The following is a 14,015-nucleotide window of genomic DNA, read 5'->3' as shown; positions in this document are numbered from 1 at the left end:
ACCACAGTAAGATATTTCTTATAAAGAAGTGCATTGTAATTATCACAATGATAACACAAACACAGCAAACACAATACAACTATGGCATTACACGGGACGCCCCCGAAACCCCATCGACATGAATTGGTGCCTCAACCTTACAATCGAGCGGTTTTTGAGAAGCCAATTGAGCGACCTGCGAAGGCATAAGATTGACCTTGCCGGTCACAAATTCAGGACGATTGAAATTACGCAAACAGGTTTCATAAAACAGAGGATCCTTCTGTGGCAATACAAATGGGGATGATACTACCCCCTCACGAAAATGAGCAAACCAAGGACGGGAAAACATGTTATCACGCCGTTTACTGACAAACATGAGCCATTTTCCATTGGACGACCAAGTGGGATAACTCTCAACAAAAACGGAATTAACGTCTAACCGATGGTAGTCACGCGTACGGAGATTCATCAAATAAATATCAGACTCGGTATTGTACACAGTAAAGTAGCCATAATCGGCCATGCAAAACAACAACCACTGACCATCGGGCGACACATCGGGAAAGGACACACTCTTGCCCATAGCGGCAGCATGTAACAGCGTATCAGGAGCCCCGAAAAGTCCTGTATTTTCATCAAAAGCCACACGCATGAGGTTATATCGATTTTCGCGATAATCAGATTCACAATAAGGATTTCCCAACACATAATACAAAAACTTCCCATCGGGCGACCACGAAGGTAAATTCTCACGGTTGTCGGTTGATAAAACCGGGGACTTCAACATCGATTGTGTATCAATATCCAACAACACGATGTCGGACATCTTATCCTCAACCACCTCATATTTTCGGGTCTGCAGAAAAAAGCGCTGATGGATTTGATTGACCGAAAAAGCAATGAAACGCCCCGATGGATGCCATGCCGGATAGGTTCCGGCAGAGATGGTACTTTGTGTTTGCGTATTAAAAAACGAGAGTTGATCACCTTGTTTGACCATTGTACCACCGGGAGGGGTGCGAAGATGCAACAACATCTGTTCGGGGTTGTTTTGATTGAACGAATGACAATTCATACAGTTTCGACGAGTCAGCTTATTATCGGCAATCACTGTCATTGAGCCATCTTCGAGACTCTGTTGCTCAATACTCATGGCAGACCATAAGATGTTATTGGAGCCAATATTACGGTACACCACATACGGATCGATGCTATCGGACGAGACAAAAAAACGTGCGGTTTGAAACTGTAACCAGCCCCGGCTGTCATCCCTGACGTAAACATTCACAGAGACAGAATCGTCGCGGTTTTTCATCAATAAATTCTTCCACGATTTCAACGGAATACGTATGATCCCATCGGCATCACTCACCACCACCGCATCACCCTGTTTCCCACGGAATGCCACCCGGTAATCAACCCCCTTTTCCTGAATCACAAAATTGAGAGGAGCAATATTCACAGGCAATGCAATGCCATGCAACACAGGCTCCAACAGAGCCATGCGCGTGACTTGCTGTGCCTTGGGCAGCGAAGGGGTGCACCCATACAAGCCCATCCCACCCATAATCATCCCACAAAACAAGCGACACAATATGGCGCCACACCTGACTCTTACAACAAAACGCTGTCCCATCATCTAAATCCTTCTATATGATAATCAATAACCGCCCACAATCACACGCAACTATAAAGACATGAATACCCCAATCACGACCTTCCAACCGATTATTTGGGTTTATAAAAAGTCAAATAAAAGAGATACCCCCCTTTATACCCATTGAAACGCTTCATAGAAGCAACATCCTTTCGAAAGCCACCGGCTGCCAATGCATTGAAAGCCTTAAATCGTTCAACAACCTTTTTTTCAACAACAAACCCACATAAATCGACCGCGCCCCCAGGATTCATTTGGCGATACACCAAAACAGCCTCCTGAACCGCTTCTGGCAAGCGAGAATAACCAACCGCCTTTAAACGCCCCAATTGCTTGACCAGTTCCTCCAAATTTCCGCTCAACAGATGGCAAGCCACAAGATATTCAACCCCCATTCGATGATCCGGCTCAGAATTGACGACATAATAAAGATTCGTAAGCGGATGATTGGTGGCCACAAACTGATTTTCAAATTGATGAAAACGCAAAACCTCATTACGACTCGACAAAACGCTCCTCTCGCCTACTTGTGCTTGTTCATACGTGGGAGAATCATCGAGCAAAGAAAAGGGCGATAACCGCAGGAGCGATTCATACTTCTTGACCAATGCCGGTTCACCCTCGAGCTTATAACATTCAATCAAACGACGCACGATACGCGGTCGCGGGCCATAATCAGTAAAGGCCTCATTGGCCCAATGGCGCGCAGCACTCACAAACGACATGTCAAAATACAAATCACTGGCAGACATCGCAATATCACCTTTTGTTTCATTTTCAAGGAACAGTCCTCCCGCACCATAATATTGAGGATAATAAAACAAACCCTCAAGGAGCAGACCTTTGTGATAAAGGGCACGATTGACCTGAAATTGCACATCACGCGATCGAACATCACCAAATTGATCGACCACTTTCAACAATTCATCCCAACGCTTTTCATAAGCCAACTTATCAATGCGCACTGACAACTTTTGTTTTGGAGAACGGGAAAACCAACCGACCAGTACAAACAACATCACAAAAACCAAAAGCTCTACGATAGGCTTCAGACGTTCTTGTGTGTTAAACCCAAGCAGCACTGCCACCAATACCAACAAAAAAAGAGGATACAGCTTGATACTCCACGGCACATCCACAAATGAATCAATAACACATACCATATAATTCCCCCAATAAGCCTCATAAATTGTTAAATGGGGCAACAAATGAGTAATCATATAGGGAAGTAACAATGGTAACACCATCCAAACCAGTCGTTGGATATGATGAGATGCAACCAACCAAACCGAGAGCAACACAACAAATAGAAACAAACCGGGATGACCTGCGAATGAATAAACCAGTAACGAAAAAACAAGGATGATAAGTCCAAAACAACGGCCATGCCATCGTCGGACAAAAAACAAGCAAAGAGCAGTAAACCATGCAGCAAACAAATATTGGAAAGTTAACTCCGCAGCATAATGATACTTTCCATGGGCGCTGACAATCGGGACAACCGAGACGACGACCAAATATGAAAACCAAGGTTTGACTCTCAACTCACGAAATATGAAAAAAATAGCCCCACCCCAGGCAACCATGAGCAATGACATCAAAACCGCTCCATCCCAACACCCCGAAATTCCTTGCATCACCATGGCAGCCAAAGAACGCACTGGGTGTCCCGGGAAGGAAAACAAGTCAACAAAAGAGCGATGATAGTAAACCGGCTGATTGTGATGCACCCACAAACTCACATCAACCCATAAAAACCAAGTGAAAATTGCTCCAATAAAAACAATCCAACCAACCCATTGCGCCCCCAAAGGAATCTTAAATCTCAAACCCATCACGTTTCTTATTTTTTAGATACATCCATTCCCATTACTGACACACTACAATAGCGGATCCTGCCATCCATTTTAAAGAATCCACGATGAAAATAAATTCACCAAATTTAACACTTCCGATACACATCGACTTTTAATTATAGACATTCCATTTATAAAATCAGACACAAAAAAGGAGAAGAACTTGCGTCCTTCTCCTTAATATTTCACTGACTCACATTCAATTACTGCACCCGCACTGACACAAACGACGATTCCAGTCCTTCCGCCACAGCCTTCACTGTAAACGCGCCGGAACTTCCGGCTTTAGCCTTCACGATCACCAGTGCCATTCCGTTAAACGTCTTGCGTTCGTGCGAAGGAAAAGCCGTCATATCGGTGGCATCACCATTGTCGGTGGCCACAATTTCGCCGGCTCCATCCACGCTAAAAGTGATATTGTGATTGGCACGAGGCACCATGCGCCCTTGCGCATCAACTACCTGAATGGTGATGAACGACAAATCCTTGCCATCGGCAGCAATGACCTCCCGGTCGGCATCAGCCTTTAAAGTAACAGCCTCACCGGCAGTCTCAACAATATCTTCGGCCCAAGGCTGTCCTTTTTTGTAGGCAACCACCTTAAGTTCACCCGGAGCATACACCACCTCATCCCAGCGCAAACGATACTCGTAGGGGTGTTTCATTTTACGCCCCAGCGATTGCCCGTTGAGGAACAACTCCGCCTCGTCGCCCGAGGTGAAGACATGCACAGGCGTGACCTGCCCTACGCGCTCGGGCCATGTCCAGTGAGGGAGAATGTGCGCCATGGGCAATTCGGGACGCCAGTGCGATTGATAGAGATAAAACCGATCCTTTTTAAAGCCGGCCAAATCGATGATGCCCGTGTAGGAACTGCGTGCTTCGTAATAAGGCGTTGGCTCACCCAGATAATCCCAGCCGGTCCACACAAATTCACCGGCCACAAAGGGATGCCGCTCGATGGAGCCAAACACCTTGTCGGCACTCGATCCGAAATCGACCGCATACAACTCATAAGCGCTCACCTGACAGGTTTTGGAGTCACCACCACGACCATCGCGCGTGGGAGAACTGATGGCCGGGGTCACCGGAAAAAGATACACGCCGCGACTACTAAAGGCCGAAGCCGTTTCGCTGCTATATATCATCTTATTGGGGTTACGAGCATGAAAAGCATCGTATTGCGGCGCCGTGCGAATGCGGTCGGTTCCCTCAAACTCGGGCTCCCAACGAATACCTTCGCCCTGATAATTCAGCCCAATGACATCGGGCACTGCAGGAAGCGGCATGTGCGGCTTGGCAAAGTTCATGGCCAAAGTGGTGGGGCGCGTAGGATCTTCTTCCTTCACAAAGTCATAAAGACGCTGTGCCACAGCAGCACCGGCTTCATCGGTGTATTGCTCGCCCACCTCGTTGCCAAAGCTCCACATGATAACGGAAGGGCAGTTGCGATCGCGGCGAATAAACGCACGGGTATCCGCCTCTGACCAATCGGCAAAAATGAGATGAAAATCGTGAGCCGTCTTTTTGCGCTCCCACGAATCGAAAATTTCATTCACCACCAAAAAACCCATGCGATCGGTCAATTCCAACAACTCGGGCGCAGGCGGGTTGTGCGACATGCGAATGGCATTACAGCCCATCTCGCGCAGGATCTCAAGTTGGCGTTGTGCTGCCCGCACATTGAATGCAGCACCCAAAGCACCCAAATCGTGATGCTGGTTCACCCCCTTAATTGCAATGCGTTCCCCATTAACAAGCAAACCATTCTGCGGGTCACACACCACATCCCGAATCCCAAAGCGGGTTTCGTAAGCATCGAGCAATCGGCCTTTGTTCATCACCGAGGTCACAGCCAGATAGAGATGAGGCTTTTGCGAAGGCAAAGGTCCCCACAATCGAGGCTTAGAAAGCACCACCACCCCATTAACCAACGCTTGCTTACCAGAGGCGACTGAAGCCTTTTGAACAGGCAACGATGCCACGGGCTTAGCAGCACGATGCCCGGCTTCGTCAACCTCGTATATGTCGGTCACCACTTGCACCACGGCATTTGAACGAGAATCGTTGTCGATAGTCACCGCCACATTGACAGAAGCCGAGGCCGCCGACACCTGCGCGGTGGTCACACAAGTGCCCCACTGTGCCACGTGCACCGGCTGCGTCTTCACCAACCACACGTTACGATAGATGCCTCCACCAGGATACCATCGTGCCGAATGGTTGGGATTATCAACCCGAATGGCCAATTGATTAGATGCACCGAGTTTAAGATAAGGCGTCAAATCGAGACGCCACGAGTTATACCCATAAGGCCATCCACCAACCAGCGTACCGTTACACCACACCATGGCATGCGACATGGCACCATCCACATCCAAAAAGATGGATTTACCCTTATCAGAAGCGGGAATGTCAAGATTTCGACGATACCAGGCCACCCCATTACTGGGCAATCGTCCCATGCCACCGCCGACCTCGGAATCCCATCCGGTTTGAAACGGGCCTTCGATGGCCCAATCGTGAGGCAGCGAGACACTGCGCCAGGCAGCATCATCAAACGAGGCCTGCACAAAGGGAAAATCAGCGCCCGGAGTACCTGCCGGTCGCACATGCCGTTTGGCCGGATCATTGATAAAAGCATTGGCCGAAGGTAAAATCCAGGGTTTAAGCACCACCTGCTGCGCCGCAACGGTTACAGCCTCAGTGGGCTTGGCATCGGCCACACGCAACTCATTGTTTTCCTGCAACTCGGGTCGCACATCGTAAATCAACGCATCGGACTGTTGACCGGATGCATATTTAAAGAATTTCCACCCTTCGTTCAATGAGAGGCGTTCGCGAGGGGGCATTTCATCATGGCGCGAAGAGGCTTGCGCCATCAAACCCGGCATCATCAACCATCCCAAGATGCATGCGCTTAAACATTTAAAGAATTGAATAGATTTCATTTTCACACAATTATATAAGACAAATACATCAATCATCACCTTACTAAACACATCTGACAATCAGCAACATCCCACAAACAATTTGTCGAATATAAACAAAAAAGAGATTGAGCAGAAAGATTAGACACACGCTAATCATCAGCTCAATCTCTTTTCTCTTAATAAATAAACTCAGTGTAAGATCCTAAGAGGTTACACTGAGGAAGATGAGGCCACGCTGAGGTGCGCTGAGATTTTCTTCTCACCGCCACTCATCTACCCTCACTGCAACTCAGTGTCAGTTCTTAGGAGGTTACACTGAGGAAGATGAGGAGACGCTGAGAACCACTGAGGTTATTTTCTCACGGTACCTCATCTTACCTCACCGCATCTCAGTGTCAGTTCTTAATTTGTCTCACCACAAAAATACACTTAATTCACCAACACCACCACACCATTGCGAGGGATCACCACTTTAACATCATTGGCTTTGCCCACACGAATCGTTCCTTTTGAACCATTGAGTTTAGCATCATCCACGTATGAAGAAAGCGTAGTCCCGGCTTGCAACATGGGCAATTTAAGGGTCAGCGTCACCGGCTCTTTTTGCGCATTGATGCCGGCCACATACCACTGATTGCCCTTGCGACGTGCCAACACCACATATTTACCGGGATAGCCATCAATGTAACGAACTTCGTCCCATGTCGATGGCACAGACTTCATGAAATCGATGGCCCAGGCAGGCGCATCGGAGAGGTTATTGGGCGCCAAAGCAAAGTGTTGCACCCCGCTCTGAAACAATATGGCGGTGGCCAGGGCATACACATCGGAAGTCATGCGTTTGGTGCCTTTCCCGGGGGTGTTGTGGGCATTGTAAAACTGATTGAGAGCGCTCCCCCCAAAATCCATGCTACCCACCGTGTTGCGAATAAATGGATGAATGGTGCCATTGAAGGCCTCGTGATCGCAGCTACCCTGACCAAAATGGAGGTTTTCGCTGGCCAGCACCGCTTCGCTGGAGGCATAGTTAGGATACATGCGCTCCCATCCGCGCGGTAAAGTGCAACCATGAAAAATCACCATAATGCCATAGTCATTGGCATCGGCCAGGATATCCTCGTAGAGTTTCATGCTCACCTGCTTGTCGCCTCCAAAGAAATCGACCTTGATGCCCTTTACGCCAATGCGTTTCATCCAGGCCATCTCTTTTCGGCGGGCAATGGTGTTGTCCATGATACCGCGAGGACCCTGAGGGGCATCATTCCAGTATCCGTTGGAATTGTACCACAAATAAAGCGACACCCCTTTGCTAGCCCCATATTTGGCCAGTTCCTCAATTTTGTCATAGCCAATTTGGGTATCCCAAAGGGCATCCACCAACACCGTTTGATAGCCCATGGCAGCACTAAAGTCGATGTATTCCTTTTGCACATTGTACACGGTAGCGCCATCCATTTTCATGATCCAGCTCCATGAACCTTTGGTGTATTCGTATTTTTGCGAGGCCTCGTAAAGCGGCTTCACCACATCAAAAGCCACAGTAGACTCAACAATTGGAGCCAAATTGGTTCCCAAGGTGATGGTGCGCCAGGGGGTGTAACCAGGCAACGCCAGGCCGGGAGCTGCGGTACCATTACCATTGTTCTCGCCACCCATCGGGTAACCGATGGTGTATAGGCCATTGGCGTGCCCCATCAAACGACTGCCACAGTAATGACTGTCGACACCGGTTTCGGAGATCAGCACCCACCCGTCATTGTTCACTTTAAAAAGACATGGAAAGGTGAATCCATTGTTATCGCGCCCGTTGGTTCCCATGGGAGCATCCACCTCGTACGAGGTTTCGTAACTCGGCATGGTGCGCGCAAACCCAACCATGGGCTTGCTCTGCGGACACAGAAATGTGGTGGTTCCCTGAGGCAACACAAACCCGGTTGACTCAGAATTGACCATGCAACTGAGGCGTTCACCCCGGGGATACACTTTGTAGCGAAAGGCCACATCGTGATTGCTCACGCGAAAGATGACATCGAAGGCGGGTTTTTCATCTTTTAAAAAAGTCCAAACACATTCATTGGCAATGTAATTGACACTACTCTTTTTGATATTTGGCAACTGATAAGACTCCTCTATCTTACGTAAAACATTATCTTGAGACAGCGTTAATGACTGTGTCAAATCGTCTACATTTGTTACTAACCCAAGCGGAGATTCTTTTAAAAAGACACAATCACTATAACTGACACTATAATTGGGAATTCCACCATTAATAGAAACATTAACGACTAATTTCCCATCAGGACTAAAAACATGATTGAGTTGTGCGACCGTATAATTTAAATTAACACAAAAGACAAACAAAATCAAAAGCACAGATCTAACCATAACAACAATTAATATTTAGACAATGAATTATTGATTCGAAAATAATCGAAATCGGCATAACCACCCACCGCTTTAGTGGCATAATTAAACAATCCAAAACGATATCCCATAAAATGAGGCAAAGTGTAAACCATCTTCAAAGGTTCACCAATGGTTTGCCAGTTATTGCCATCTAAACTATAAAAGAAGCGAGCCACATCGGCACGATCGCGAAAATCGCATTCGGCCTTGAAGAAAACACGTTTTTGATTCAGGGCAACCCGAGCCACCTCACGCACCTCGCCGGATTGCGAAGAGACCATCACCACGTAACGCTTGCCGTTTTCGACTTTCACCCCCACCTGACCATATTTTTGTTGCAAGAGCGCCAATCCGGCAAAATCGCCCTCTTTCATTTTTGCCACTTCCAAAGCGATTTCACCGGCACAAACAGGCCCCATAGTACGTTGAGTAAGGGTGTTGCGAGCTGTGAGAAAATCGTTATCGAGACGACCGGTGGTCAATCGCAAATAGCCTTTGCGACGGGTCACCGACCACAGGGCATTGTCGGGATTGTGGTTCCACTGCCACACCAGCGGCAGGGCAGCTTCGTCCTTGGCACGATTAAATTCATCGGAATGAACCAACCCAGGCATCAACCCCGTGGAGACGGGTAAATCGAGTTCATCGGGCACTTTCCCGTCAACACCCAACACAGGCCAACCATTGTCCCAAGTCATGGGCACGAGGTAGGGAATACGCCCCACGGCGCCAAAATCGCGAAACAAATAAGCAAACCAACGGCCATCGGGCATGTCGATGATGCTGCCTTGCGCCACCCCTTTATCCTGAAGCAACAATTTACCCTCATAAGGTCCGCCAATCTGATCGGCACGATGCACCACAACGGTTCTCATGCTATTGTGAGGCCAGGTGATGTTGAAAATGTAATACTTCCCCTGATGCTTGAATAGCTGAGTCCCCTCGGCTTTCAACATGATGTTGCTACCGGCAGGAGCACTGGCATTCTCAATGATGACGCGTTCGGTGCCCTCTTTCAGGCCTGAAAAATCGTCTTTGAGCTCAGCCATGGATAATGTACCGCCACCCCAAATGATGTAAATTTTCCCATCTTCGTCGAAAAAAAACGAGTGGTCGTGCAACGCCGGCGAGAAGGAGACTTCTTTCCAGGGTTCGTTTTCCGGATCACGGGTGGTAAAAAAATGGGTTTTACCCGAAGTGGCCGAAAACGTTGACACATAAAACACTCCGTTATGATAACGCAAACAAGGTGCCCACGAGCCACTGCCATAAGCATTTTTCCCGTCATTGAGGTTCATGGGGTCGTTATCCACCAATGTGTTGTAAGCATAACTCACGAGTTTCCAGTTGACCAAATCGGTCGATTTCATGATGGGCACACCGGGCGCCATGTGCATGGTGGTACTGGCCATGTAGAAGGTATCGCCCACGCGAACCATTGACATATCGGGCACATCGGCCCAGATCATTGGATTTTGGGCTTTGCTCTGCGCTTGCACCTGGAGGTTAACCGCCAGGCAAAGCATCAGAATTAAAATTGAAGTTATTCGGTTCATAGTGATGATTTATTAAAATTCGATGAATGAGTTTTTATCAAAAATAACGGCTCTATTCTGATTTGCGTGGTAATCATAAGTATACATTCAGACAACCCAACATTTCGTTCCCTCTAGCCGGGCGGGCTCTTACTTTTTATTCGGAAAGGTTTTGTTTTCATTTGCCCTCATGATTAAGCGTCGCTGTGCTCCGCTGAATTGGCTACAGCCCCAAAAAGTAAGCAATTTTTGCATCAAGTGAGAGCAGTGTGCAAACTGGTTTGCCAATGCCGAACGTTACAAAAATCAGCTTTGCTAAAAAAGGCCGCCGCTGACGTAAAATGGCTAAAATTCATAGGCCCTCGCTAAAATCTGCGAACTCGCAAGCTCAAACAGCGCATCTTTTTTAACGCTCAGGCCTATGATTTTTTTAACGCCATTTTCATCTGTATATAATTTGTTTTCAATTGGTCAGATGGAACTCGCCAATAATCAACTCCTGTGTATCGAAGTGTTAGACAGGGCTCGTTTCCGAAGGCGGCTTAGTTACCTTGTTTGATTTCGTGTTTTCATATTTCGTTTACCCACAGAATTCGACATAGAGCCAAAAAAACTCTGTAAATCTCCGGAGCATCGGTGTGTTCCTCTAAATAATTATTACACAGAGGAACACAGAGCGGGCACCGAGTTTCAGTCATTACTCAGCAGCAAACACCACGTTGTAGGTTTTCACCACACCGTTGAAGTCGCATTTTACCTGAGCGGTTCCGGTGGTCGATTCGGCCTGGGTGATGACCATCTTCACGGCTTTGTTGCTGGCCGAAGCTCTCACAACCGGTTTTTTAGAGGTTCCGGCAGGAAGCTTTACGGTGGTTTCATACAAATTGTAGCCTGTAATGCCATTTTCGTTCGTTGAACGTACAGGGGTAGCAGGCAACTCAATGGCTTTGCCGTTGACAGAAATGCTTACCACAGGAACAACCGGACGCTGAATGGGTTTCGTGGCAGAACTGAAACCCAGCCCCATGAAATCGCAAAGTGCATCCTGCTCGGCACCTTCGGCAACCAGATAAATGGCGTGTTTTCGATCCAATCCTTCCACATATTTGGCCACATCGATGGTGAATTTCGTAACCTCTTGTTTTGAATTGGCCGACACCACAATTTCGCCAATTTTCGTTCCATTCCAAACGGCATTATCCCAAGGCCCATCGAGCCAAACATTCACTTTAAAGCTCTTGGTTGTTTTGGGTGCAATAAACAGGTTGAAAGCTGTTTCATTCCCTTTTTGGGCACCCTCAAACGCTTTCAGACCTTTGGTGTCGTTGTCAAGTCCGGCAAAGCCAAAGTGCTTAAATCCAACGATGTGTCCATTCTTCATATTGGTGATGGGCATGTGGTTATCCCAAACATCCCATGAATCCTGTTGAATGCTCACATCCGAAAGATAACAGGCATATCCGGCCGAATAATACTGATAGGGATCAAGACCATACAGATGGAAACCTTCGGAAGTCACTTGGGCACCTTTGTATTCCACTCCCTGACTGTCCTTCAACTGCCAAACCTGATCGTTTGCATAAGGATCGAAACCACGGATAACAGCTGTCCCGCCTTGGGCAACGGGTTTTTCATCCCACTGAATCGTGATGGGTTCCACCACCGCCTGACGGGCATACCCGAAGTTGCGTGGCGGACGGTGATAGAACACATACCATTGATCATTTATTTGCTCAATGCTACCGTGAGTATTGTGACCACCATTGGCCGTCACAATTTTGGAACCGTCCTGATTCAACACCGGACCACGCGAATCGACCAATACGCCGCCACTTTTCCAGGGGCCCAAAGGCGAGTCAGCAACGGCATACCGCAAAGTCGAGTTGGAACTCCCCACCCCATATTCGGGACCGGAATAGCCACTAAAAACCGTGATGTACTTATTACCCACCTTGCGAATAGACGAAGCTTCAAAGAAGTTGAACGTGCCCAAATCCTGATCGGGATACACATTGGGATATACCGTTCCCTGAGGGTCTTTGATAACCCCGTATCGAGCGCTGGCAGGAAGCAAGTAGTTCACCACTTCGGTGCCGGGGCGCAGGGAATACATGGTATTCTGATCCAACTGCGCAGCCATGGAACGCTGAAATCCCCAAAAGCCATAAGCCCGGAAACCGATTTCAAAATCAGGATCACTGGGATCGGTCACGTATTCAACATATACGGCCGGGTCGAAACCCAAAATACTCCCGGGAACGGTGCGGGTTCCATCCTCATTGAGGTTGATGGGCGTGAATGGACCATCGGGACGAGATCCTTTGCACACCATGGCTTCGCGATGACGACCACGACTGTGAGGGAACAGGTAATAATCTTTGGTTCCGTCTTTACGTTTCACTTCCACCAAATCGGGTGCATACATCACATCCCACTGACCCTCGATGTTGTAAGTAAAGATGGGGCCTTCGTCGCGCCACTCACTCAAATTCTCAACCGGCGCCGACCACATCCGGATGTCGGGACCGCAATAACTGGTATAACGCAAGTCGTGCGAACCAATGATGTAAGCACGATATTTCCCCGGATTATCCGGGTCTTCGAACACGCGGGGTTCGCCATCGGGCAAATGCTCCCACAAAGGAAGATAAGGATTTCCGGCTCCCTTAAAAACATATTTTGAAGATGTTTGCACATCCATCTGCTGATTCACTTTGCCTTTTGTTTGCGCAACAATCGGCAACGTTGAAGACAAAGCCACCAACAGCAGCAAGGACTTCTTTTTGAACAACAATTGAATATTTCCCATTACTAAATCATTAAAATGAGGTTTTGTATTGATTTATTAAACTATTATCATCCATCAAATACTTTAGCATTTCGGTACGATCTGATGCACAGGATCAAACATCATTGAATCGAAAAAGAAGCCACCGCCGAAGTCGAATTGTTACCGGCCTTATCGGTGGTGACCACCTTCCAGAAGTAGGTTTTCCCACGGTCAAGAGAATGGGTAACCGCCCCGGAAGAGAGCAACGAACCGACCTGTGTGGAGGCATCAGCTTGATCGAGGTAAAAAAGATACCCGGCCACATCGTTGTCCAAATCGGTTCCCATCCACTGAAACGATACAGACAAGGCGCTTTCACTCCCTGCACTGAGCACGGCATCCATGGTCGGAAAGGTGAGTTCGGCCGGGAAAGGCGCATAATTCGACGCAGGCGTACCAGAAAGGTAAAACCCAAAAGCCTCGCTGGATGATTCACCCCCCCCATTGAGAGCTGTGATTTGCCATGAATAATAGGCATTCACATCCAAAGCGGTACTAAAAGTCACCCCTTTGACCGTTTGACTCACCTTGGCTTGAGTATTCAAATTGGTAACATCAACCCGATAATTCTCAGCTCCCTCAGCAGCTTTCCAGGAAAAGGCCACCATCGAAGTTGTGGTTCCCGAAGTGGTTTTGCCTTTGACACATACTTCACTCCCTGCGGGCGACACCAACACCACCGCCCCGGGAGGCGGAGTGGCATCATCACCGGAACAGCCCGCCATCAACAGCAGGACAGAAAACATGGTATAAATCAAATGTTTGGTTTTCATATATTTATCAAATTAACCCCCACATCCCCCAAAGGGGGACATG

General features: G+C 47.9%; 7 protein-coding genes. All 7 read right to left on the bottom strand.

The genetic code is table 11. The features are described 5' to 3' along the window. Positions 1-79 precede the first annotated feature (79 nt). Positions 80-1,621: a TolB family protein gene (locus LX69_RS07645; protein ID WP_111445237.1), complete on the bottom strand. Its 1,542-nt coding sequence runs from the start codon at positions 1,619-1,621 to the stop codon at positions 80-82. An 89-nt stretch (positions 1,622-1,710) separates the two neighbouring features. Continuing rightward, the gene (locus tag LX69_RS17965) at positions 1,711-3,474 is read right to left on the bottom strand and encodes a DUF6057 family protein (protein ID WP_111445236.1); all 1,764 of its coding nucleotides are present in this window, start codon (positions 3,472-3,474) and stop codon (positions 1,711-1,713) included. A gap of 224 nt (positions 3,475-3,698) precedes the next feature. After that, on the bottom strand, positions 3,699-6,446 hold the full coding sequence (galB, locus tag LX69_RS07635; protein ID WP_111445297.1) for a beta-galactosidase GalB: 2,748 nt from the start codon (positions 6,444-6,446) through the stop codon (positions 3,699-3,701). Positions 6,447-6,857: 411 nt separating this feature from the next. Beyond that, the gene (locus LX69_RS07630) at positions 6,858-8,813 is read right to left on the bottom strand and encodes a glycoside hydrolase family 97 protein (protein WP_111445235.1); all 1,956 of its coding nucleotides are present in this window, start codon (positions 8,811-8,813) and stop codon (positions 6,858-6,860) included. A gap of 8 nt (positions 8,814-8,821) precedes the next feature. Then, entirely contained in the window at positions 8,822-10,390 is a 1,569-nt protein-coding gene (locus tag LX69_RS07625; protein ID WP_221621308.1) for a glycoside hydrolase family 43 protein, read from the bottom strand. A 676-nt stretch (positions 10,391-11,066) separates the two neighbouring features. Next, on the bottom strand, positions 11,067-13,178 hold the full coding sequence (locus LX69_RS07620) for a hypothetical protein (RefSeq protein ID WP_111445234.1): 2,112 nt from the start codon (positions 13,176-13,178) through the stop codon (positions 11,067-11,069). Between the two features lie 101 nt (positions 13,179-13,279). Next, complete coding sequence (locus tag LX69_RS07615; RefSeq protein ID WP_111445233.1) at positions 13,280-13,972, bottom strand: fibronectin type III domain-containing protein; 693 nt, start codon at positions 13,970-13,972, stop codon at positions 13,280-13,282. Positions 13,973-14,015 lie beyond the last annotated feature (43 nt).

This window comes from Breznakibacter xylanolyticus (genome assembly GCF_003254275.1).
In the GTDB taxonomy this organism is placed as follows: Bacteria; Bacteroidota; Bacteroidia; order Bacteroidales; family Marinilabiliaceae; genus Breznakibacter; species Breznakibacter xylanolyticus.
Note: the sequence above shows the minus strand (reverse complement) of the source record. Positions and strands in the feature narration are given on the sequence as shown.

What these genes read in the sequence shown, in the direction of transcription:
- LX69_RS07625 (WP_221621308.1), bottom strand. Translation starts at nt 10,390, where the DNA reads ATGAACCGAATAACTTCAATTTTAATTCTGATGCTTTGCCTGGCGGTT.
- LX69_RS07630 (WP_111445235.1), bottom strand. Translation starts at nt 8,813, where the DNA reads ATGGTTAGATCTGTGCTTTTGATTTTGTTTGTCTTTTGTGTTAATTTA.
- LX69_RS07620 (WP_111445234.1), bottom strand. Translation starts at nt 13,178, where the DNA reads ATGGGAAATATTCAATTGTTGTTCAAAAAGAAGTCCTTGCTGCTGTTG.
- LX69_RS07645 (WP_111445237.1), bottom strand. Translation starts at nt 1,621, where the DNA reads ATGATGGGACAGCGTTTTGTTGTAAGAGTCAGGTGTGGCGCCATATTG.
- LX69_RS07615 (WP_111445233.1), bottom strand. Translation starts at nt 13,972, where the DNA reads ATGAAAACCAAACATTTGATTTATACCATGTTTTCTGTCCTGCTGTTG.
- galB (WP_111445297.1), bottom strand. Translation starts at nt 6,446, where the DNA reads ATGAAATCTATTCAATTCTTTAAATGTTTAAGCGCATGCATCTTGGGA.
- LX69_RS17965 (WP_111445236.1), bottom strand. Translation starts at nt 3,474, where the DNA reads ATGGGTTTGAGATTTAAGATTCCTTTGGGGGCGCAATGGGTTGGTTGG.